Raw genomic sequence first — 20,322 nt, forward strand, 5'->3', positions numbered from 1 at the left:
CTTAACTCCAGTTATCTATCCTGTAGCTGAACTTAAAAACCCAGAACATCCTGAAGCTGCAAAAGCATTCATGGACTTCTTACAAACTAAAGAAGCCAAAGATGTTTTCGTCGAATATGGTTTCACCATCCATGAATAGATTTAGTAATGTATATGTGGTGTGAATAATATAATAACATAAGGAGGTAAAGACATGGCAGTGGATTGGTCACCTATTTTCATTTCAATGAAAACCGCAAGCGTATCAATTTTCATAACCTTTTTCTTAGGTTTGATTGTTGCTTGGGGTCTTGTTAAACTAAAAAATAATTCAATAAAAATAGTACTTGATGGGATTTTTACATTACCTTTGGTATTGCCTCCTACAGTAGTAGGGTTCTTCTTATTGTGGATTTTTGGTATTAGAGGACCTATAGGTAATTTTTTTATAGACTTTTTTGCTGTGAAAATTGTTTTTTCATGGTATGCAACAGTTATTGCTGCAGTAGTCATGTCTTTTCCTTTAATGTATCGTTCCGCTCGAGCTGCATTTGAACAGGTCGACTCTAACTTATTGGATGCCGGCCGTACATTAGGCATGTCAGAGTGGAAGATTTTCTGGAAAATTTTATTTGCAAATGCCTTGCCGGGAATTATTAGTGGTGGAATTCTTGCTTATGCCCGGGGGTTAGGTGAATTCGGAGCTACAGCTATGCTTGCAGGTAATATTGCCGGACAGACTAGAACACTGCCTATGGCGGTTTATTCGGAAGTGGCTGCAGGCAATATGGGTGAAGCCTTTAATTATGTAATAGTCATTATCATCATAGCATTTATAGCTATTTTTATCATGGATTATATTTCCATACGTAAGGAAAAGCAATGGAAAAATTAATAATGGAAAACATATTTTTCATATTGAGAGGGAAGGATTATGAATAATAAGTTGTTAAAAGTAAACATCCAAAAAGAACTTAAAGAATTCAATTTGGATGTTGATTTTGAGTTTAAAAAAGGGTGTCTGGGCATTCTTGGTCCTTCCGGTTGCGGTAAAAGTATGACATTGAAATCCATTGCCGGTATTGAAAACCCGGACACTGGTATCGTAAGTTTAACTACAGATGAAGAAACCGTTTATTTTGATTCTAGTAAAAAAATTAATTTAAAGCCTCAAAAAAGGAATGTAGGTTACCTATTTCAGAATTATGCATTGTTTCCAAACATGACTGTTGAAGAGAATATTGCTATTGGGGTTTCTAAAGATCATGGCGAAAAAAGAGTATATGAAATGATTAAGCGCTTTCATTTAGAAGGGTTAGAAGAAAGATATCCTAGACAATTGTCAGGAGGTCAGCAGCAAAGAGTAGCCCTGGCTCGTATATTGGCTTATGGACCGGATGTAATTTTGTTGGATGAACCGTTTAGTGCAATGGATTCTTTCTTAAAAGAGCAGCTCCGTATTGAACTTCTTAATTTACTAAAAGACTTTGATGGATTTTCTATTTTGGTTACTCATGATCGTGATGAGGTATTCCAGTTTTGTGATGAACTTGTAATATTGGATAAAGGTAAAATTATAGCAAAAGGAGATACTCATGATTTATTTGAGAATCCGAAAAAAGTTCAAGTCGCTAGAATAACAGGTTGTAAAAATATTTCCAAAATTGAAGTTATCGATGATTATCATATAAAATCTTTAGATTGGGGAGTTGTATTTGAAGTATCTGAAAAAGTTTCATCCAATATTACTCATATGGGTATAAGGGCGCATGATTTTTTGCCTGCTGAAAAAGATGATGTAAATGTGTTTGATACTTTTAATTCAACAAAATTCGAAAAGCCTTTTGAATGGGAAGTGACCTTGGCAAACGGTTTATGGTGGAAAGCGGATAAACAGATTCATGAGCATGAATTTGTGGTTCCTGAGTATTTAAAAGTGGATCCTAAAAATATTATCCTGTTGGAAGAGTAGATTAATATTTAAAGCAATTTTTCTCATGGTTGTCAATAATCCCAATTGATTCCAAGTAGGAATAGATTATTGTCGAACCTACAAATTTCATCCCACGTTTTTTCAAATCTTTAGATATATCTTTTGATAAGTCAGATTCGGTTAAATATTCAGCTTTAATAATTTTTTCATCATTAAATCCCCAGATGTATTCATCAAAGCTTCCGAATTCTTCTTGAATTTCAATAAAAACTTTAGCGTTATTTATTGCAGAAGTGATTTTTCCCTTGTGGCGAATTATTCCTTCGTTTAAACGGAGTTCTTCAACTTTGTTTTCATCATAATTAGCTACTTTTTCAACATCAAAGTTATCAAATGCTTTTTTGAAGTTTTCACGTTTTTTTAAAATAGTAATCCATGATAACCCTGCCTGAAAGGATTCTAGAACTAACATTTCAAATAGTTCCTGATCGTCGTGAGTTGGAATTCCCCATTCCTCATCGTGATATTTTACATAAATTTCTTCATTTAAATTAACCCATGAGCAACGATTTTGCTTTTCCATAAGAAATACTTATAATGTATAGTATTTAAATATATTAGTTAATGAAGATTAGTCCTAATAGAATTTTATATTTAGATGAGGTTAGAGGTTTAGCTATTATTTTAGTAGTTTTAGGCCACATTATTAGGTCCTATTCTAAGGGATATTTCACATGGTTGCTCAGTTCAGGAATATTTTCTCTAACCCGTATTGGTGTTCCTCTGTTTTTTACTGTCAGTGGAGCATTACTTTTAACAAAAAGGCATAATCTTGACAGATTTTTAGAAAAAAGGTTTAAAAGGGTGGTTTTACCTTTCGCCTTTTGGATTGTCATATACATCATTCTGGGTGTGGTCATATGGAATTGTGAACTGACCTGGAATTATTGTTTGGATATGGCATTGGGAGCTAATGGATTAGCATCTCCATTTTGGTTTATATGGTCTTTAATTGGAATATATCTCTTAATTCCTGTGGTAAGCAGTTTTATTAGGGATTATAAGTTTTATGGATTTAAATACCTGATTTATTTTACAATTTTATTATCGCTACTCTCGACAATAGGTTTTTTCCAAATACCTCAAGCACAGTATGAATTTAGAGTGGTATACAATTTCTTTTCAGTTTTAGGATTTTTCATAACCGGTTCTTATATTCACAATTGTGGATTCAAATGGTCTAATGGTAAAAATTTCTTATTTGGAATACTATTATTTGTAGTGGGCATTATTGGCCATTTTATACAGATTTATTATGCTGGTTTGGGAGGCACAACATTAATGCCGATTGATTATTACAATATATTTGTATATATGGAAACAGTTGGATTATTCACTGTATTCAAATATGCTGATGTGAAAATGATTTCATCCAAACTCAAACCTTTAAAAGAGCAGAAGTTAGGAGAAATAATACTTTTATTCAGTAGCTGCAGTTTCGGAATCTATTTCTCCCATTATATCATTACATTATACTTATTTAAATTCGGATTCATGCATTCATGGACAAGATACTTTAACAACTTTTACTTATCAAGCATAATCATTATAGGGTTCTGCTGGCTGCTGATATGGACTATGAGTAAAATCCCAATTTTAAAAATTGCAAGTGGAGTAAAATAATTGATTGGACTTTCAATTTCTTAAAGCCCATATATTTCAATGTCTTATTGGATATGCAATAATAACCGGTGATATTAGTTATTGGAAATACCTTTCGTTAGAATATTAGGTGGCAAAGGCATTAAGACTTATATGCTTTGTGATGACGATTTCAGGCATATGTAATTTTATTTTTACATTTTTGAAAATTAATATGCTCTCAATAATTAAAGAATAATTTATTATGTATTGCTGATAAAAATAGTAATATTGAGGAAAATTTAGATTTAAAAGATAGTGTTGTTGTATTTCTACAGCATATGCAAGGTGATGTTTTAAAAAGAGAGGGATTTTATATGACAAATTTAGGTTTTGGAATGATGAGGCTTCCAATCTTGGATGAGAATGATTTTACAAGCATTGATTATGAGCAGGTCAATCAAATGGTAGATTTGTACATGGAAAATGGATTCAATTATTTTGATACAGCATATATCTATCATGGGAATATGGGCGAAATTGCATTTAGAAAATGTGTCGCAGAGAGATATCCTCGCGAATCATTTAAAATTGCAACAAAATTGCCTTTGTTTGTAATTACTGAAGAGTCACAATTGGAGCCGATATTTGCCGAACAGCTCGAAAACTGTGGTGTTGACTACTTCGATTATTATATGCTGCATAACGTAAGCGGTTTCACGGAAACCGCTTGGAAGAATGTTGATTTATACTCATTCATTCAAAGAAAAAAAGAAGAGGGCTACATTAAACATATAGGGTTATCCACCCATGGAAATGCCGAATTTTTAGAAGAGATTCTATTTGAGCATCCTGAATTGGAATTTGTGCTTCTTCAGATAAATTATCTTGACTGGGATGATGAAGGAATTGAATCTAGGAAATGCTTTGAAGTTGCAAAAAAATACGATAAGCAGGTAATGGTTATGGAACCTTATAAGGGAGGATTTTTAGCGGATGTTCCTGAAGAAGCTGAAAAAATCATGAAAGAATATAATCCGGATAAGTCTGTAGTTTCCTGGGCTATGAGATTTGTAGCTAATCTTGATGTTTGTGTTGTTTTAACAGGGGCAAGTACTTTAGAACAGCTTGAAAATAATATCTATGAAATAAAAAATGCAGATCCGTTAAATGATGATGAAATTAAAATCCTTGAAGAGGTTTCAGAAATAATAAACAGCAACATTACCGTTGACTGTACAAAATGCAGGTATTGTGTTGATACATGTACTGAAGAAATTGACATTGCTAAGCTATTTGATTTATACAACAAGCATAAAATGCTTGAAAAGGATGACTGGACACAATTTGGAAATGCTTATCTGAACTATTCAAAGCTTCCGGATGTGGGGATAGCTTCTGACTGTATTGAATGTGAAAATTGCCTTGAAGAATGTCCTCAGCAAATAAACATCCCTGAAGTTCTAAAAGATGTGGCTAAGACTTTTGAAACTGAAATTTATGGATTCAACCAATAATCCATTTTCTTTATTTTTTTAATTTAAGTTAATTTTAATAATAATTAATAATAGATTTATAAATAGTTAATTTATTGAAGGTTTTATTTATGATACCTGGTATGAATAAAAAACAAATGAAACAAATGGAAAGACAAATGAAAAAAATGGGAATGAAAATGGAAGACCTTGAAGGTGTCCGTGAAGTAATTATCCGTTTTGATGATAAAGAGTTAATAATTGACGAGCCTAGTGTAAGTTTAATGAATGTTATGGGTAATGAAACCTATCAGATTGATGGTAAAGCTCGTGAAGTTGAAATCGAATATGAAATTGAAATTCCAGATGAAGATGTTGAAATGGTAGCCAACAGTGCTGGCGTATCTGAAGACGAAGCAAGAGCAGCACTTGAAGAGTGCAAAGGAGATCTTGCAGAAGCTATCATGAAATTAAACGAATAGATAAAATGACTTTAATTGCACATATCTCTGATTTGCATGTCAGCAAAGCTGACTTTGATGAAGAAGTTTTCATGCAGGCCGTAAGTGAAATCAATCACTTAAATCCAGATATGGTTGTTCTGACCGGGGACATTACCAATAATGGTTATTATAAAGAGTTTCAGCAAGCAACAAAATATTTGGAATTGTTTGAAGCCCCATTATTTGCAGTTCCAGGAAACCATGACTCTCGTAACTTGGGTTATCAGTCTTTTGAAGAATTGATTGGAGAGCGAAGCTGGAAACTGACTATTGACAAAGATTTCACAGTCATAGGTCTTGATAGCAGTTCCCCTGATGAGAGCAGAGGACACATTGGAAATCCTCAGCATTTATGGTTGGAACATCAATTGGATGAATGTGTAATTAATGAAAATTTTTCAATAGTTGCTTTACACCATCATATAATCTCCATTCCTCAAACCGGTCGTGAACGCAATGTTTTATCGGATGCGGGAGATATTCTAAAAACTTTAACAACACATGAAGTGGACATGGTTTTGTCAGGACACAAGCATGTTCCAAATATCTGGAGGATAAATGACACACTTGTTGTTAATGCAGGTTCTCTTTGTTCCACTAAGCTTAGAGGAAAAAATATGAACTCCTATAATGTTTACAACATCACTGATGAGGATATTGAGATTTTCTTAAATAATGTTGGCGGAGAGAAATTTTTATTTGGAAAATATCCTAGAAATACAATTTAAAATTAAGTTTAAATAATAGAATACAAAAATATATTATACTGAAATTAAATCAAAATTTACTTTAATATATTATTTTAGGTGATATTATGAAAGTGGTCGTAGATGCTTCTAATGTAGCTTTTTATGCTAAAAATCAAAATGGACAACCTCAAATGTCTAATATTCTTGCTGCTGTTAAAGCATTAGAAGAAGGTGAAGTTGGATTTGTAATTATTGCCGATGCATCACTTCGTCACGAAATTGATGATAAAGAAAAATTCTTGAAGTTGTTGGAAAGTGAAAATGTGGAAGAAGTTCCAGCAGGCAATGATGCAGACCATTTTATTTTAGAAATTGCTACCAACGAAAAAGCTAAAATATTATCTAATGATAAATTCAGAGATTATGCTGCTGAATTCAGAAATATATCTTCAATGAGAATCCCATTTGTCATTGAAAATGGCAGACTCACATTTGGAAGACCAAAAAAACCTAAAAAAGATAAAAATATCCTTCAACACATTTGTGAAGATATTATCAAAGAATTAAACTTTAAAAAATGGGAAATTTATACAGGAAAAGAAGGTTTAGAAATTTCTCCTTTGAATATTGCTAAACAAGCTATTATTCGTATTGATAATGAAAATAATGCAGGATCCAAACTTGAAAACATATTTGCTAAAATACCAATGTTTAACAAAATTGTAGAGATGGTTGATGATGTTGAAATAGCCGCTCCATATGTGATTTTTATTTTGGTGCATCCTAAAGATTATAAAGTCGTTGTTAAAAATGCAGGAAATATTTCTGTAACTGTTGCGGATAGATTAGGTCTTGAGAAAAAACCTTTGATTGCTGTTCGTAATGATTTATTCACTAAACCAGGTACTTTTGAATTAAATATTATGCTGGCTGATGAAGTTACAGAATATGCACCATATAATATTTTAGTTCGCGTAAGTGTTCATGATGAAGTGTTCATTAAAAGAAATTCCAGAAATATTGCAAGTACAATTGCTGGAAGACTTGGTTCATGGAAGTTTCCTTTTGTTTCTGTCAAACCAGACATGCTTTTAGAAAAACCTGGTGAGTTTGAGATAGAGCTGGAAAAAGGAGGAGGCTTAGATGGTTAATTTTTTGACCAAGGCAATTATCAAGCTAACCACTAAATTAAATCCTATTGCCGTTGGAACTAAATTTTTTCCAACCAATTCTCTTGAAACAGAGTATGTAGAGTTGTTTAATTACACTCAAACTATTCTTTTCGAACTTGATAAAGCCGAAATTACTTCTGATTCAATATTGCAGAATCTTATTCGTGATGTAGGGGAGGAAAATTTTCCTAAAGATTACAATTTTTATGAATTGACCCCTGCTGAAAATAGGATTGAAGAATATGCATTAGTTAGTAATATTATTATGGGTAGCGACCGTTATTTCTATATTGAGCTCCCACATCCTTCTCGTTTAATCGATATTTTTGAAAAAATCATTCAAAGTGAAAAAGGCGAAGTAGTGGAAAAAACAGCTACAGAACTTGTTGCGAAAATGTTAAGCAAAAATGATGCAATTCGTGTTGCAATTGAGCTTATTGGTATAGGATTGTCTGAAGGGATTCAAGTAATATCTGCTGTTGGAATGACTGGTGCGGCTTCAATTGAACGTGCTATTAATTATACTAAAAATGTAGGTAGTTTTCCAGGTATTGCATTTACAAAGCTTGGTGGAGAATATGCGCTAGTTTTTGATTCTCCATTCTTGTTACGCGAATCCAAACCAGTTGATTTAGAAAATTATCTATTTATTGATTTAATCGATTCCACTAAATTCATTGGAAAACATGGCAGGAATCAGCTTGTAGATCTAATGACTGGAATCAAAAATTTCATTGAAACTGAGTGTGATGGGGAATTAGAAGGATATCGTGAAGGAGGAGACGATTTTATTGCTAAATTCCCATCTAAAGATTTAGCTATTCGTGCTGGTCTTGATGCCGCATGGTTTGCACTTGATAATGGTGCAAAAATCAGGGCCGGTGTTGGAAGAAGTAGGAGAGAAGCTGGTGAAAGAGCACAGCTGGTTGATAGTTTAGATTCAACTTCTCCATTGTCATTAGTTATATTTGAGTTAGCTAATGGATTATATGCATACAATATTCCATCTGAATTTACAAGAACATTAATTAATTTAATTGAAAATGAAAAAGCAAAGTTAATTGGTGTTTTTGCATTTGTATTTATATTTGCATATGTGTTGTCTGTAATAGGATTGGGAGTATTTAGTTTTGTTGGAGTTATATTTGCTCTTGTTTATGCATTTATAGCCTAATAAATTATAAAGAGAAGTAACATGAGACGAAAAAAAGACAATAAGAGGGTGTTAGTTAGTCCACGTGACACTCGTCGTCAAAATCAAAAAAGGCAGATGAGGCGAAATCCCCCTAAACAAAAGAAAAAATCAAGCGGAATCACATTATTTTTAATGATTTTTGCTTTGTTAGCTTTTGTTATAGGTGCAGGAATTGGAATCTCATTGAGTTTTGACGATGGTCATGATGATGGTCCTCATTTTGAAAACGTTACAAAAGAGATGACTACAAATCTAAACGATACTGAGCCTATTTATTATGAAAAAGATGTTGATGATTTAGATTTTAATGATAATCAAACATTGGAGGAATTCAATGTCACTGAGCCTCCAAGCTATTAATTGTTTTTGTGATTTTTATGGATTTTATTAGAGAATTAGATGGCGGATTTTCTGTTATTGAAAATCTTAAAGTATCCGGAGCACGTGAAGGCAAATATGGAGTGAGTATTATTCTTTGTCCGAATAGTACTGCTTCTGCGGTTTTTACATCAAACAAGGTTGTTGCAGCTCCAGTTAAATATACAAAAGACGTCCTTAAAAAAGGAATTATTTCTGCTGTTTTTGTTAATAGTGGTAATGCAAACTGTTTTACCGGTGAGCAAGGTATTAAAGACTGTGAAACTTTAGTGGAATTGGTATCCAAGGATTTAGAAATACCTTCTGATGAAATAGCTATTTCTTCAACTGGAGTAATTGGTCGTGAGATGCCAATTGATATTATTTCTAAAGTTGCTCACGAGTCTATTTCTAAATTAGGAGATGCTCCTGAAAATTCTCTTGCAGCGGCTAAAGCCATCATGACAACCGATACATTTCCAAAGGAATGTGCAGTTGAAGTGACATTAACTAGTGGAGATACAGTTAAAATTGCAGGAATTACAAAAGGAAGTGGAATGATTGCTCCAAATATGGGAACAATGCTTTCATTCATTGTGACAGATGCAGCAATTCCAGCTTCTGAAATTAAAAAAGCATTAAAACAGGCAGCCGATGTCAGTTTTAACATGATTGTTGTTGATGGTGATGAAAGTACCAATGATACATGCTTAATGATGGCCAATGGCGCATCTGGAGTTGAAGTTTTCAAAGATGGAAAATTGGATTCTAATTTTCAGGAAGCTTTAAATTATTTATGCATTGATTTAGCTAAGAAAATGGCCCGTGATGGTGAAGGAGCCACCAAATTTATTGAAGCTAATATTTCTGGTGCAAAAAGCAATGAAGATGCTAAACTTGCCGCAAAATCAATAATCTCCTCAAGCTTGTTTAAATCTGCAGTATTTGGTGGAGATCCTAACTGGGGAAGGATTGTGTCTGCAATTGGTTATTCCGGTTGTGATTTAAATCCAGATATAGTAACAATCGCCATTGCTAGTGGCGATGATGAAGTGGATCTTGTTAGAAATGGTGAAATTTTAGCATTTGAAGACACTCCTTATCTTGAAAGAGCTGAAAAAATAATGCAGACCAAAAATGTGGTTGTCAATATTGATATGCATTTAGGCGATGGTGAAGCTACCGCTTGGGGTTGTGATTTAACATATGATTATGTTAAAATCAATGCAGAATACACAACTTAAAGAAAACTTTAAATATAGATAAGAACAAATATTTTTTTGTTATAGATTTAATTCTAATTATTTTTATTTAACAATTTGAAGGAGGGAAGAAGATGGCAAAAGTTAAAGGAACTAACAGAAGGACCAGACAAAAAAGAAGTTATACTAAACCTGGTAGTAAAAGAGGAAGAGGAGTTAAACAAACTTGGAAAAAATAATCCTCTTATAACTTTTTTTTATTAATTTTAACTATTTTTCACGTGTTATGAAACATTTATCATATGGCAATTATTAAATACTATTTTTTAAAGATTATTATACGGTGATAATATGAATGGGCACAGAGCTCATGGATTTTCAAGTGTACATTTTTTAGATTCTGATGAAATTATCAACGAATTAAACCTTAAAGGTGATGAAACCTTTATGGATGCAGGCTGCGGTGACGGCCATATCGCAATAAAAGTTGTTGAAGAATATCTTCCTGATGGTACCGTTTATGCTGTAGATGTCTATGATGCATCCATTGAAGATATGGAAACTTATAAAAATGAAAACAATATTGAAAACTTAATCAACATTGAAGCCGATATTACTAAAGGAATTCCCGGTGTTGAAGATGAGTCAATAGATGTTGTTTTGATGGTCAATGTATTCCATGGATTTAAGGCATCTAGAACTATGGATGAAGCCATAGATGAATTTGCAAGGATAATAAAACAAGATGGAAAAATTGCCATTATGGATTATAAAGCATGGGAAGTTCCAAAAGGACCTCCAACAGCATTTAGAAGCACTCCTGCAGAGTTAGAAGAGGTCTTCAGCAATCATAATCTTAAAATGACTTACCTAAATGAAGAAATTGGTGAAGATATTCCTGAAGGTAAATCTCACTATTTCATTGTATTTCAAAAAGAATAATTTTGTTTAAAAATGGGATTAATTCCCAATAATCTATTTTTTTTAAAATTTAAAAAATAAAAAAAGGAGTAAGGTTTCGAAATTTAGTCATGAGACAAGTTATCGAAGTAACCTTGAATAAATATAACTGGTGTTCCTTTATCTCCAGAACCACTGGTTAAATCACATAATGAACCGATTAAATCAGTCAATACTCTTGGTGTAGTTCCTTCGGTAATCATTTGTCCAGTTAAATTATCATCTTTCTGTTTAATCTCATCTTTAATTGCTTCTTTTAATTCTTCACCTTTCAAATCAGCGAATTTATTATCGGAAACATATTTCAATTTGATTTCATTTGGATATCCTATCAATCCGCTTGTATGTGCTGGTGAGACAACAGGGTCTGCTAATTCCCAAATTTTTCCAACAGGATCTTTAAATGCTCCGTCACCGTAAACCATTACTTCTATTTGTTTACCTGTAAGTTCAATTAGTCTGTTTTGTACTTCGATGACTAATGCATCACCAGTTCTTGGGAATAATTTTAATTTTTCTTCTGTTGCTTTGTTAGAACCAAGTAGTCCATATTCAGGATTAAAACCGGAATCTCCAATTGGTTCGGTTAGGATTTCATGTAATCCGTATACATGTGCTCCTTCATCTTTGAGCAATTTTGTGCTTTTTTCTCTTGTATGGATATCACATGTTAAAACATCTGTGTTATAGTCAAGAATTGTTTTTATATCATTTGAAAAGACAAATTCTACTTCACAGTCTTCGTCTTCAATCAATTCTCTGTAAAAGTCAATCATGTTTATTCCGGTAAATGGGTGTATCCATGAACCAAAAGTCTCTTTGTATTGATCTTCAGTGATGGTGCTTCCTAAATGATATTCACTTTCTTCTAGAATATCTTCATCTAAAATTCCGTTTCCAACTTCATCTGATGGGAAAGATGTCAAAAGGGTAATTTTGTCCATTGCTCTTGCAATACCTTTTAAAATGATTGAAAATCTGTTTCTACTTAAAATAGGATTTACTACCCCAATGTTTTTAGATGGGAATTTCATTTCTAAATCTTCGGCAACATCGTCAACAGTTACATAATTTCCTTCTGAAATACCTACAACTGCTTCAGTAATTGCAACGATATCTTTGTCTCGGAATTCAAATCCTTCGCTTTCTTTTGCTGCCATTAATGAATCTACAACTATAGTGGCCAGATCATCGTTTTCTTTAATAATCGGTGTTCTTATTCCACGTACTACTGTACCAACACATCTCATTTTTTATTACTCCTTTAAAAACCATATGTTTGTTGGAATCTATTTCCAACAACCCATATATTTTATATTTTTTAAGTTATTTATAGATTAAGATTTTTTCCAGGGATTTTTCTTGAAAATTATTAAATACTATTTTTTTAATATTATTATCTAAGGTGATAATCATGGAACATAAGCATCATGGAAAATCAAGTGCAAACTTTCTTGATTCTGATGAAATTTTGCAGGAATTGAATTTGAAAGGAAATGAGACTTTCATGGATTTGGGTTGCGGTGACGGTTACATCGCCCTTAAAGCGATTAGTGATTATCTTCCCGATGGCAATGTTTATGCAGTTGATGTTTATGATGTGGCCATTGAAGAGTTAAATGTTTATAAAGAGGAGAATGGCATTGAAAACCTGACTAACATTGAAGCGGATGTTACCAAAGGAATTTGTGAGGTTAATGACAGTTCCATTGATGTTATTTTAATGCTCAATGTGTTCCATGGTTTTAAAGATGATGAAACCAGAGATGATGTAGTTAAAGAATTGTCACGTTTGATAAAAGATGATGGAAGAATTGCAATAATGGAATTCAAGCCAATTGAATGGTCATTTGGCCCGCCGGTTGAAATTAAGTGTTCCCCTAGTGAATTAGAAGAATTGTTTAAAAAGCATGGTCTTAAGAAAGTTCATTTGAATGAAAATATGGGTCAAAAAAGTTCCGAAGGCAATTCCCATTACATGATTATATTTGAAAAGGAGTAATTTCACATGATTTTTGCAGCAATTTTAGCAGGAGGAATCGGATCTAGAATGGGAGGCACAGACACTCCTAAACAATTTTTGACTTTAGGCAATAGACCGGTTATTATTCATACTATTGAAAAATTTGTTATAAATGAAAATATTGATAAAACTATTGTTTTGACACCAAAAAACTTTATCAACCATACTAATCATTTGATTAATGAATTCATTCCAGATAATGAGGACGTTATTGTTATTGAAGGTGGAGAAACTAGAAATGATACATTGATGAACAGTATCAATTACATTAACGAAAATTTTGGAATCGATGAGGACTCAATTATAGTTACACATGATTCTGTGCGTCCATTTGTAACTCATAGAATTATTGAAGACAATATTCAGGCTGCAAAAAAATATGGTGCTTGTGACACTGTTATTCCAGCTACGGATACTATTGTTGAAAGCGTGAATGGTCAGACTATTGAAAGTATTCCTGTGAGGGATTATTATTACCAAGGCCAAACACCACAGAGCTTCAATATAAAGAAACTTTTTAACTTAATCAATAGTTTAACAGAAGAAGAAACTAATATTCTTACAGATGCATGCAAAATCTTTACACTTAAAGATGAACATGTACATCTAGTTAGTGGGGAAGTGACAAATATTAAAATCACATACCCATATGATTTGAAATTAGCCAATACAATACTTGAGGATAAACATGATTAATATTGTTTATAGATTAAAGTCTCCAAAATTCTTTGAAGAGTCAATTGATGAAATTGATTTGGATGGGGTTATTGTAAGGCCAACCTATCTTTCGATTTGTCAAGCGGATCAAAGATACTATCAAGGTTCAAGGCCTGCTGAGATTTTGGAGAAAAAATTGCCTATGGCATTGATTCATGAAGGAATCGGAGAAGTGGTATTTGATAGCAATGGCAATTTTAAATCTGGAGACACAGTTGTAATGATTCCCAACACTCCATTCGGGGAGGATGTTTGCCGTGCCAATTATTCTTATAACTCAGAATTTAGAGGAAGCGGTTTTGATGGATTCACCTCTGATTTAATCAAAATGGATTGTGATAGGCTTGTTAAAATCCCCGATGATTTTAACTTGCAGGTTTCAGCATTCATTGAACTGATTTCTGTAGCTTATCAGGGAATTTCCAAATTCAGTGAATTGGCCATTACTCCAAAAGACAGATTAGGTGTTTGGGGAGATGGAAATCTAGGTTTTATAACTGCATTATTATTAAAGGAAAGATTCCCCGATTCACAGGTTTATGTATTCGGAAAACATCAGGAAAATCTAAATCTGTTTTCATTTGCAGATGGAATTTATCAGATACATAATGTGCCGAGTGATTTGGTAATTGACCATGGATTTGAGTGTGTGGGTTCTGTTGCATCACAATCTGCAATTGAACAAATCATCGATTTGATCAATCCTCAAGGAACAATTAATCTATTTGGTGTAAGCGAATATCCTGTTCCAATTAACACTAGAATGATTTTGGAAAAAGGATTGTCCGTTCAAGGAAATAGCAGGTCTGAAAGAGAAGATTTCATTGGAGTTGTTGAAACTCTCAAGAAAAATCCTCAACTTTTTGAATATCTGGAGAAGTTAATTACCAATGTTTGTGAAATAAACTCTTTAAATGACCTGAAAGAGGCATTTGATAAAGACTATATTTCTAAATTTGGAAAAACCATTTTAAAATGGAATAAATAGTTAATAATTAATTTTATTAATTATCTTTAAATATTCCCTTCTAAAATAATTCCTTTCTTCTTTTTTACACATCATCGGTAAATTCTCTAAAATTTCCAATTCCAATTTCTCAATAGGGTGGTTATTGTTTATTTTATTTTTAATTACATTGAGAAACATGTGTGCAGGACTAGCTTGTGTAGAAGCTATTTTGATTTTAAAGTCTGCATCTGATTTAATAGGGCATTCTTTAACATTAACTCTGACGTTTTCTGGGCAGATAATATAAACGGAAATTTCTTTTTGGTGTTTTTCATACATTGCTTCTGCAAATTCAACATATTTTACAAGCTCATCAACTGTAAAATCTTCAATCTGAAACTCCAAATCAATAAATTCACCGGTTTCGGTAGTGAAGATTTCTCCACCGGAGTAGATATTTTCATCAATTTTTCTATCTTCTTCGCAAGTAATGCACTTTATCTTTCTTGGGTCATTAAAGGTTTCTCTTATAATTTTTTTGCTTATGTTAAATTCTTTTTCATCCATGTTATAACCTTACAAATTTAATTGTATAGGTTATTTTGGTAATGGAGGTTAATAAATTAGTAAGTTATTTTTTAAAGCAATTTTACACGGTAAAATAAATTTTTAGATAAAAATAAAAAAGTTAAGAGTTGTGAAACTCTTAATTTCCAAATTTTGCTCTTGTCCTTTTGACTTCATATCTTGCAAATACGAAGTTAATGACACTGGCTATTGCCCTTCCGATACATAGGCCTAACCAAATTCCCACAAGTCCGAAATTAAACATGAACACGAACATGTAGATTAAAGGAACTACAAAAATAATTTCTCTTAAGATGGTAAACATCAGACTGTAAATTCCCTTTCCAATTCCTTGATAGAAAAAACTTGATGGAATTCCAATACCTGTTAAAATCAGGCAGGGACAAACAATCTGAAGATATTCGGCAATTCCCGGAACTAAATTAGCAGTTTCTGGGGTATAAGCGAATAGTGTAGCAAGAGGAGTTGCAAAAATAATCAATATTAATGTGATTGCAGTACCAAGAGCCAATCCGAATTTGACACCATACATATGAGATCTTGATAGGTAATCTCCGTTTCTAGCACCAAAAGCACTTCCAGAAACCGCAATTACTGCAGATCCAATTGCTGTTAGGGGCATTATTGCGAATAAGTATAATCTCTGACCTGAGGTAAATGTAGCTATTCCATAATCTCCTCCAACTAGGGAGATGGTTATTAAATAAATTGACATTGCAATTGCCATAATCAGCATGTCGAGTGCTGACGGGATTCCAACTTTAAGAATGTCTTTTGCTAATTTTGAGTCAAATTTAAAGTTTTTAAGGGTCACATCAATGTATGTGTCTTTTTTAATCAGAATCCAGTATAAAATTATCAATGCAGCTATTGCAGAGCTAACAACGGTTGCAAGTGATGCACCAGCTGAACCTAAACCAAATGTGTATATGAATATTGGATCTAGAGAGGCATTTAAGATTACGGTAGCGACCACAACATACATTGCACGTTTCATATCACCTTCTCCACGAAGAATTCCACTACATCCATTTCCAAACATCAAAGCGATTAAACCTAAAAATAATGGAGTAGCATAAGCCACTGCTTCTTTTAATGTCTGACCAGTTGCACCATAACTTCTAAGCAATGGTTCCTGTATGATAATAAAGACAATTGTTAGAACAATTGAAGCTATTAAGAAAATGAATAATGCCTGTGTTGCTGATTTTGTAGCCATTTCCTTATTTTTTGCACCAATAAACCTTGAAATACTGCTTGTTGCACCGTTTCCTAGTCCGACACTCGCTCCATTTAACACCATAAATATTGGTGTTACAAATCCTATTCCTGCAATGGCTGTCGGACCAAGTCCAGCAACCCAAATTCCGTCAACGATATTGTATAATGCAGTTAAAATCATTGAAATCATAATTGGAATAGCAAGTTTTTTGACAGCTCTTTCAGGTTCTCCTCTCATCAATTCCACATTTTTATTAGCCATATCAATCCCCTAATTATTCTTTAAGTATTTCTTCACTTTTTCTAGCTATTTGTCTTAATTGTTTTTTTGTTTCATCGTCTAGTTTATCAATTCCAACTTTTGCTTCCCAGGTTTTTAGGTCTTTATCTAATAAAATAGCCAGTTTTTCTCCTTTTTTTGTTGTATTTAAAATGTATTTTCTCCTATTATTCTCATCAATTTTCCTTTCAACATAATCTTTATCTTCTAATTTTCTCAATGCTTTAGCTATTGTTCCTTTGCTCTGCCCAAAAAAATTAGCTAGGTCATCCTGAGATAAATTTTTCCGTTTGTATATTTCCATTAAATAGCGACCTTCATGAAACATATCTATGCGATTCGGATTTTTCATAGAGTATTTTAGCTTATTTCTAGATATGTGATGAATCAATGCAATGAAAGGCATAGAATCAAATTTATCCTCTTCTGGAGTCATGATTTATATTATTTTGATTTCAATATATAAATGTTTCCCAGGAAACTGTTCATCGATAAACATTATTTTAAAATAGATAATTTTTTAAATATGTTTAGTAGGGGATATCATGGATTATGAGGCAATTATTCGAGAAAAGTTTCCAAAATATAATGTTGAAGTTATTCAACCAGATGTCTTTGACCTTGAACATTTAGTTGAATACATTACTGATGATATAACTGTCTATAGACCTCATTCTATCATAATCTACAGACATCTAATCCGATTTATGATGAATGTCAATGTAAGAGGCAAGATGTATTATCTGGAAAATTTCACTAATGAGGATTTGAATGAAATCTATGCGGGAATTAGAAAATTTACCTGGCGAAATGATGTAAAAATAAATATTTTCCCAGATGCCGATCCTGACAGGGACGTTTTGGGAATCAAAGACTAAAAAAATAAGAAATAGAAGTTGATTGTCAACTTCTAGAATAATCCACTTTCATTTAAGCGTTCTTCAAAGTACTTGGATGCTTTATCTGCTTTCTCTTTAATTATTACCGCAACGATAACAGTTGCAATACCAATGGCTAGAAGAATAATCAATGCAGGAATATAATTTGACCAAACCACACCCAGCTGTGCTTCACGTATTAATGTAATTGCATATGTCATTGGCATATATGGATATAATGTTTGGAAGAAAGAATGCATAATCTGAATCGGATAAATTCCTCCAGTTGCAGATATCTGAAGCACTAAAAGAACTACAGCAATACCTTTTCCAACATTTCCGACAGCGGAAATGATTGAATAAATCAATACCATAAATACAACCGATACTAGTATTGCCGAGAATATAAATAGCGGATAATTAGTTATATGAACTCCAAGGAGAATGGCACCTATTATTGTTACGCATGCCTGGAGTATGCTCATTACTACATAGAAGAATAGTTTGCCGGTGTACATTTCAAATGGAGAATATTCAGTTCCCACACTTGATTTTGGCTGAATCATTACACAGGTAATTAAAGCACCAACCCACATGGACAATACGAGATAAAATGGAGCTACATTGGATCCATAATCCGGTACCGGAAATACTTCGTGCCTATCTAATTTTACAGGTGAAAAGAAATATTCTCCAAGAAGGCTCTCATTGACTCCAGTAATCTCTCCAAGGGAATTTGCAGATGCTCCCAATGCACCTGCAGCTGAGAACAATGCCTGGGATGCGGAGCTGGAAAGTAATTGCGCACCTGCTGCAAGGCTCAATGAACCCTCTGCCAGTTCAACTGAACCTCCGGCTACCTGGCTTGCTCCGCCTGCAACATCACTGGCGCCATCAGCTAATTTTGATGAACTTTCTGCAAGCTGAACAGAACCTTCAGCCAATTTAGCTGAACCTTTTGCCACTTCACCACTGCTGTTTGCAAGCTGAATATTGCTTTCTGTATATTGTTTCATAGGTTCCGGCAGTGTTGAAGGGTCAACTGCCTGTTGGAGTTCTTCTGATCCTTGTTGTACTTGATTTGCGCCTTGTGTAACGCTTGCTGAGCCTTGTTTAACTTGGTCTGCACCTTGGCTGACAGCAGAGGAACCTTCCTGTACTTGGCTGGCTCCCTGTTGCACTTGATTTGCACCTTCCTGAAGTTGGCCTGCTCCTGAAGACACTTGGCTTGCACCGGAGGATATCTGTGATGAGCCCGCTGCAAGTTGCTGTCCGCCGCTAGCCAGTTGGCTTGCACCGGAGGCAAGGCCGTCTTTAAGTTCTCCAAGTTTTCCATAAGCTGCAAGATTGATGATTTCAACAATTTTAGCATTAAGTTTGGTGTAAACTGTATTTGCAGCAGTATCGGTTAATTTGGTTGCTACAGGATTTGATTTAACATTCACAATATATTCCAGTTCTGCCTGTTTAGGGTCATCAGTAGTGATTGAGAGAACATTTTTACTCAGGTTTTTGGGTATTATTATACCTGCATAGTATTCTCCATTTTCAACCCCCTCGCGCAATTCATCTTCTGTGACAAATGTCCAATCAAATTTAGTATTGTTCTTCAACTCCTTGACAAGCTCATTTCCAACATTCAGCTTTGTACCTTCATAGTCTGCTCCTTTATCAAGATTAGCTATTGCAAATTGCACTTGGTCAGTATTTCCGTATGGATCCCAGCATGCCTGGATATTCAAAAGGGCATAAAGGGATGGTAGAATGATTATAGCAATAAGTACAATTGTTACAATAGGGTTGGAGAATGATGCTTTGAAATCGTTTTTCATTATCTTAGCGATTTTTCCAATATCTTTCCTACTCATAAAAAACCTCTTCATTAAAATAATTTTTTCGAGTTTTTTTTAAATATTTATACAAAATTCATCATGAAATTTGGTTATTTTAAAAATTTCCCTTTAAAAATTTGTTAAATACATTTTAAACATTTTATATTTTAATTTAATATTTAAAGCCATATAAATCTATAGGCATTGAAAAAACTCATCACAATACTCACAATAATAATTGTAACTTGAATCACAACAATTTCCAATGATTACTTCTCCCTCTAATGAATCAATAGCTAATTCTTCTGTGGGTTCGCCATGGAAGACTTTTTTTAATTTTCTTCCACATTTTGGACAAGTTTTCATATTGTTTAATTTTATTAATCATGAATTTTAAATATTAGTATAGGTGTTTATTATGATGATTAATGTTGGTGCTGAGTTTGGAACACACTTGGAATCAAGCGAAATTGCAGTTGAATTAATTGATATATTAAACAAGCTGCCTGCAGAAGAGTTTATAATTGATTTTAAGGATGTGACATTTGTTACAATGAATTATGCACAAGCTTATTATAATTCTAAATATCAATCTTCAAAAAGAATTTCCGAGATAAACATCTCTGATGAGATTAGTGTTGTAATGGGTGCTGCTGACGAAGCATGCAATCCATGATTCTTATTTTTTAGTATTTGCAGTGGCTATGGATAATCTGTAAAGATTTAGA

Annotated in this window: 24 protein-coding genes; 17 read left to right on the top strand and 7 right to left on the bottom strand. The window is 33.2% G+C overall.

Annotated features, from left to right (window positions below):
• Positions 1–13 precede the first annotated feature (13 nt).
• From ACKI3D_RS02985 to ACKI3D_RS02995, 3 genes are read left to right on the top strand one after another with little or no spacing between them, the layout of a single operon-like run.
• A complete protein-coding gene (locus ACKI3D_RS02985) occupies positions 14–139 on the top strand; it encodes a molybdate ABC transporter substrate-binding protein (RefSeq protein WP_407392320.1) in 126 nt (41 codons plus the stop codon).
• Positions 140–193: 54 nt separating this feature from the next.
• The gene (gene modB / locus ACKI3D_RS02990; RefSeq protein WP_407392219.1) at positions 194–874 is read left to right on the top strand and encodes a molybdate ABC transporter permease subunit; all 681 of its coding nucleotides are present in this window, start codon (positions 194–196) and stop codon (positions 872–874) included.
• Positions 875–913: 39 nt separating this feature from the next.
• On the top strand, positions 914–1,951 hold the full coding sequence (locus tag ACKI3D_RS02995) for a sulfate/molybdate ABC transporter ATP-binding protein (RefSeq protein ID WP_407392221.1): 1,038 nt from the start codon (positions 914–916) through the stop codon (positions 1,949–1,951).
• A 1-nt stretch (position 1,952) separates the two neighbouring features.
• On the opposite strand, the gene ACKI3D_RS03000 is transcribed toward ACKI3D_RS02995, so the two are convergent.
• A complete protein-coding gene (locus ACKI3D_RS03000; RefSeq protein ID WP_407392223.1) occupies positions 1,953–2,495 on the bottom strand; it encodes a DNA-3-methyladenine glycosylase I in 543 nt (180 codons plus the stop codon).
• 41 nt (positions 2,496–2,536) lie between these two features.
• On the opposite strand from ACKI3D_RS03000, the gene ACKI3D_RS03005 reads away from it, so the two are divergent.
• The 9 genes from ACKI3D_RS03005 (at position 2,537) to ACKI3D_RS03045 (ending at position 11,088) form a co-directional block, all read left to right on the top strand.
• Complete coding sequence (locus ACKI3D_RS03005) at positions 2,537–3,595, top strand: acyltransferase (RefSeq protein WP_407392225.1); 1,059 nt, start codon at positions 2,537–2,539, stop codon at positions 3,593–3,595.
• A gap of 335 nt (positions 3,596–3,930) precedes the next feature.
• Entirely contained in the window at positions 3,931–5,070 is a 1,140-nt protein-coding gene (locus tag ACKI3D_RS03010; RefSeq protein ID WP_407392227.1) for an aldo/keto reductase, read from the top strand.
• An 89-nt stretch (positions 5,071–5,159) separates the two neighbouring features.
• A complete protein-coding gene (locus ACKI3D_RS03015; RefSeq protein WP_407392229.1) occupies positions 5,160–5,510 on the top strand; it encodes a nascent polypeptide-associated complex protein in 351 nt (116 codons plus the stop codon).
• Positions 5,511–5,515: 5 nt separating this feature from the next.
• On the top strand, positions 5,516–6,259 hold the full coding sequence (locus ACKI3D_RS03020; protein WP_407392231.1) for a metallophosphoesterase family protein: 744 nt from the start codon (positions 5,516–5,518) through the stop codon (positions 6,257–6,259).
• An 86-nt stretch (positions 6,260–6,345) separates the two neighbouring features.
• Positions 6,346–7,371 carry an NYN domain-containing protein gene (locus ACKI3D_RS03025; protein ID WP_407392233.1) on the top strand — a complete coding sequence of 342 codons (1,026 nt, stop codon included), beginning with the start codon at positions 6,346–6,348 and terminating at the stop codon, positions 7,369–7,371.
• Positions 7,364–8,566, top strand: a complete 1,203-nt coding sequence (locus ACKI3D_RS03030) for a hypothetical protein (protein ID WP_407392235.1) — start codon at positions 7,364–7,366, stop codon at positions 8,564–8,566. Before ACKI3D_RS03025 ends, ACKI3D_RS03030 begins: the two co-directional genes overlap by 8 nt.
• A 21-nt stretch (positions 8,567–8,587) precedes the next feature.
• A complete protein-coding gene (locus ACKI3D_RS03035; protein WP_407392237.1) occupies positions 8,588–8,947 on the top strand; it encodes a hypothetical protein in 360 nt (119 codons plus the stop codon).
• Positions 8,948–8,964: 17 nt separating this feature from the next.
• Complete coding sequence (gene argJ / locus ACKI3D_RS03040; protein ID WP_407392239.1) at positions 8,965–10,188, top strand: bifunctional ornithine acetyltransferase/N-acetylglutamate synthase; 1,224 nt, start codon at positions 8,965–8,967, stop codon at positions 10,186–10,188.
• 309 nt (positions 10,189–10,497) lie between these two features.
• Positions 10,498–11,088, top strand: coding sequence for a class I SAM-dependent methyltransferase (locus ACKI3D_RS03045; RefSeq protein WP_407392241.1), 591 nt, complete (start codon positions 10,498–10,500; stop codon positions 11,086–11,088).
• A gap of 83 nt (positions 11,089–11,171) precedes the next feature.
• On the opposite strand, the gene ACKI3D_RS03050 is transcribed toward ACKI3D_RS03045, so the two are convergent.
• Entirely contained in the window at positions 11,172–12,356 is a 1,185-nt protein-coding gene (locus ACKI3D_RS03050) for a coenzyme F420-0:L-glutamate ligase (RefSeq protein ID WP_407392243.1), read from the bottom strand.
• Between the two features lie 164 nt (positions 12,357–12,520).
• Between ACKI3D_RS03050 and ACKI3D_RS03055 the strand changes: the two genes are divergently transcribed.
• From ACKI3D_RS03055 to ACKI3D_RS03065, 3 genes are read left to right on the top strand one after another with little or no spacing between them, the layout of a single operon-like run.
• On the top strand, positions 12,521–13,108 hold the full coding sequence (locus ACKI3D_RS03055; protein ID WP_407392245.1) for a class I SAM-dependent methyltransferase: 588 nt from the start codon (positions 12,521–12,523) through the stop codon (positions 13,106–13,108).
• A 6-nt stretch (positions 13,109–13,114) separates the two neighbouring features.
• Positions 13,115–13,825, top strand: coding sequence for a 2-C-methyl-D-erythritol 4-phosphate cytidylyltransferase (locus ACKI3D_RS03060; protein WP_407392247.1), 711 nt, complete (start codon positions 13,115–13,117; stop codon positions 13,823–13,825).
• Complete coding sequence (locus ACKI3D_RS03065; RefSeq protein WP_407392249.1) at positions 13,818–14,834, top strand: alcohol dehydrogenase catalytic domain-containing protein; 1,017 nt, start codon at positions 13,818–13,820, stop codon at positions 14,832–14,834. The genes ACKI3D_RS03060 and ACKI3D_RS03065 overlap by 8 nt, the downstream gene beginning before the upstream one ends.
• On the opposite strand, the gene ACKI3D_RS03070 is transcribed toward ACKI3D_RS03065, so the two are convergent.
• From ACKI3D_RS03070 to ACKI3D_RS03080, 3 genes are all read right to left on the bottom strand, one after another.
• The gene (locus ACKI3D_RS03070; RefSeq protein WP_407392251.1) at positions 14,835–15,362 is read right to left on the bottom strand and encodes a hypothetical protein; all 528 of its coding nucleotides are present in this window, start codon (positions 15,360–15,362) and stop codon (positions 14,835–14,837) included.
• 139 nt (positions 15,363–15,501) lie between these two features.
• Complete coding sequence (locus ACKI3D_RS03075) at positions 15,502–16,866, bottom strand: MATE family efflux transporter (RefSeq protein WP_407392253.1); 1,365 nt, start codon at positions 16,864–16,866, stop codon at positions 15,502–15,504.
• 13 nt (positions 16,867–16,879) lie between these two features.
• Positions 16,880–17,320, bottom strand: a complete 441-nt coding sequence (locus tag ACKI3D_RS03080; protein WP_407392255.1) for a MarR family winged helix-turn-helix transcriptional regulator — start codon at positions 17,318–17,320, stop codon at positions 16,880–16,882.
• Between the two features lie 109 nt (positions 17,321–17,429).
• Between ACKI3D_RS03080 and ACKI3D_RS03085 the strand changes: the two genes are divergently transcribed.
• Positions 17,430–17,762 carry a hypothetical protein gene (locus tag ACKI3D_RS03085; RefSeq protein WP_407392257.1) on the top strand — a complete coding sequence of 111 codons (333 nt, stop codon included), beginning with the start codon at positions 17,430–17,432 and terminating at the stop codon, positions 17,760–17,762.
• Positions 17,763–17,794: 32 nt separating this feature from the next.
• On the opposite strand, the gene ACKI3D_RS03090 is transcribed toward ACKI3D_RS03085, so the two are convergent.
• Together ACKI3D_RS03090 and ACKI3D_RS03095 are read right to left on the bottom strand one after the other, a co-directional pair.
• On the bottom strand, positions 17,795–19,630 hold the full coding sequence (locus tag ACKI3D_RS03090; protein WP_407392259.1) for a YhgE/Pip family protein: 1,836 nt from the start codon (positions 19,628–19,630) through the stop codon (positions 17,795–17,797).
• 159 nt (positions 19,631–19,789) lie between these two features.
• Complete coding sequence (locus ACKI3D_RS03095; protein ID WP_407392261.1) at positions 19,790–19,960, bottom strand: hypothetical protein; 171 nt, start codon at positions 19,958–19,960, stop codon at positions 19,790–19,792.
• A 52-nt stretch (positions 19,961–20,012) separates the two neighbouring features.
• Here ACKI3D_RS03095 and ACKI3D_RS03100 point away from each other — a divergent pair, with 52 nt between their 5' ends.
• Positions 20,013–20,270: a hypothetical protein gene (locus ACKI3D_RS03100; protein WP_407392263.1), complete on the top strand. Its 258-nt coding sequence runs from the start codon at positions 20,013–20,015 to the stop codon at positions 20,268–20,270.
• The last annotated feature ends 52 nt before the right edge of the window (positions 20,271–20,322 follow it).

The sequence above is a fragment of the Methanobrevibacter sp. genome (genome assembly GCF_045586545.1).
Classification (GTDB): Archaea; Methanobacteriota; Methanobacteria; order Methanobacteriales; family Methanobacteriaceae; genus Methanocatella.

Bases quoted from the DNA above. Each gene is read 5' to 3' on its own strand.
- ACKI3D_RS03065 (WP_407392249.1), top strand. From the start codon at position 13,818: ATGATTAATATTGTTTATAGATTAAAGTCTCCAAAATTCTTTGAAGAG.
- ACKI3D_RS03015 (WP_407392229.1), top strand. From the start codon at position 5,160: ATGATACCTGGTATGAATAAAAAACAAATGAAACAAATGGAAAGACAA.
- ACKI3D_RS03055 (WP_407392245.1), top strand. From the start codon at position 12,521: ATGGAACATAAGCATCATGGAAAATCAAGTGCAAACTTTCTTGATTCT.
- ACKI3D_RS03030 (WP_407392235.1), top strand. From the start codon at position 7,364: ATGGTTAATTTTTTGACCAAGGCAATTATCAAGCTAACCACTAAATTA.
- modB (WP_407392219.1), top strand. From the start codon at position 194: ATGGCAGTGGATTGGTCACCTATTTTCATTTCAATGAAAACCGCAAGC.
- ACKI3D_RS03020 (WP_407392231.1), top strand. From the start codon at position 5,516: ATGACTTTAATTGCACATATCTCTGATTTGCATGTCAGCAAAGCTGAC.
- ACKI3D_RS03005 (WP_407392225.1), top strand. From the start codon at position 2,537: ATGAAGATTAGTCCTAATAGAATTTTATATTTAGATGAGGTTAGAGGT.
- ACKI3D_RS03060 (WP_407392247.1), top strand. From the start codon at position 13,115: ATGATTTTTGCAGCAATTTTAGCAGGAGGAATCGGATCTAGAATGGGA.
- ACKI3D_RS03025 (WP_407392233.1), top strand. From the start codon at position 6,346: ATGAAAGTGGTCGTAGATGCTTCTAATGTAGCTTTTTATGCTAAAAAT.
- ACKI3D_RS03100 (WP_407392263.1), top strand. From the start codon at position 20,013: ATGATGATTAATGTTGGTGCTGAGTTTGGAACACACTTGGAATCAAGC.
- argJ (WP_407392239.1), top strand. From the start codon at position 8,965: ATGGATTTTATTAGAGAATTAGATGGCGGATTTTCTGTTATTGAAAAT.
- ACKI3D_RS03080 (WP_407392255.1), bottom strand. From the start codon at position 17,320: ATGACTCCAGAAGAGGATAAATTTGATTCTATGCCTTTCATTGCATTG.
- ACKI3D_RS03085 (WP_407392257.1), top strand. From the start codon at position 17,430: ATGGATTATGAGGCAATTATTCGAGAAAAGTTTCCAAAATATAATGTT.
- ACKI3D_RS03090 (WP_407392259.1), bottom strand. From the start codon at position 19,630: ATGAGTAGGAAAGATATTGGAAAAATCGCTAAGATAATGAAAAACGAT.
- ACKI3D_RS03045 (WP_407392241.1), top strand. From the start codon at position 10,498: ATGAATGGGCACAGAGCTCATGGATTTTCAAGTGTACATTTTTTAGAT.
- ACKI3D_RS02995 (WP_407392221.1), top strand. From the start codon at position 914: ATGAATAATAAGTTGTTAAAAGTAAACATCCAAAAAGAACTTAAAGAA.
- ACKI3D_RS03035 (WP_407392237.1), top strand. From the start codon at position 8,588: ATGAGACGAAAAAAAGACAATAAGAGGGTGTTAGTTAGTCCACGTGAC.
- ACKI3D_RS03075 (WP_407392253.1), bottom strand. From the start codon at position 16,866: ATGGCTAATAAAAATGTGGAATTGATGAGAGGAGAACCTGAAAGAGCT.
- ACKI3D_RS03095 (WP_407392261.1), bottom strand. From the start codon at position 19,960: ATGAAAACTTGTCCAAAATGTGGAAGAAAATTAAAAAAAGTCTTCCAT.
- ACKI3D_RS03000 (WP_407392223.1), bottom strand. From the start codon at position 2,495: ATGGAAAAGCAAAATCGTTGCTCATGGGTTAATTTAAATGAAGAAATT.
- ACKI3D_RS03070 (WP_407392251.1), bottom strand. From the start codon at position 15,362: ATGGATGAAAAAGAATTTAACATAAGCAAAAAAATTATAAGAGAAACC.
- ACKI3D_RS03010 (WP_407392227.1), top strand. From the start codon at position 3,931: ATGACAAATTTAGGTTTTGGAATGATGAGGCTTCCAATCTTGGATGAG.
- ACKI3D_RS03050 (WP_407392243.1), bottom strand. From the start codon at position 12,356: ATGAGATGTGTTGGTACAGTAGTACGTGGAATAAGAACACCGATTATT.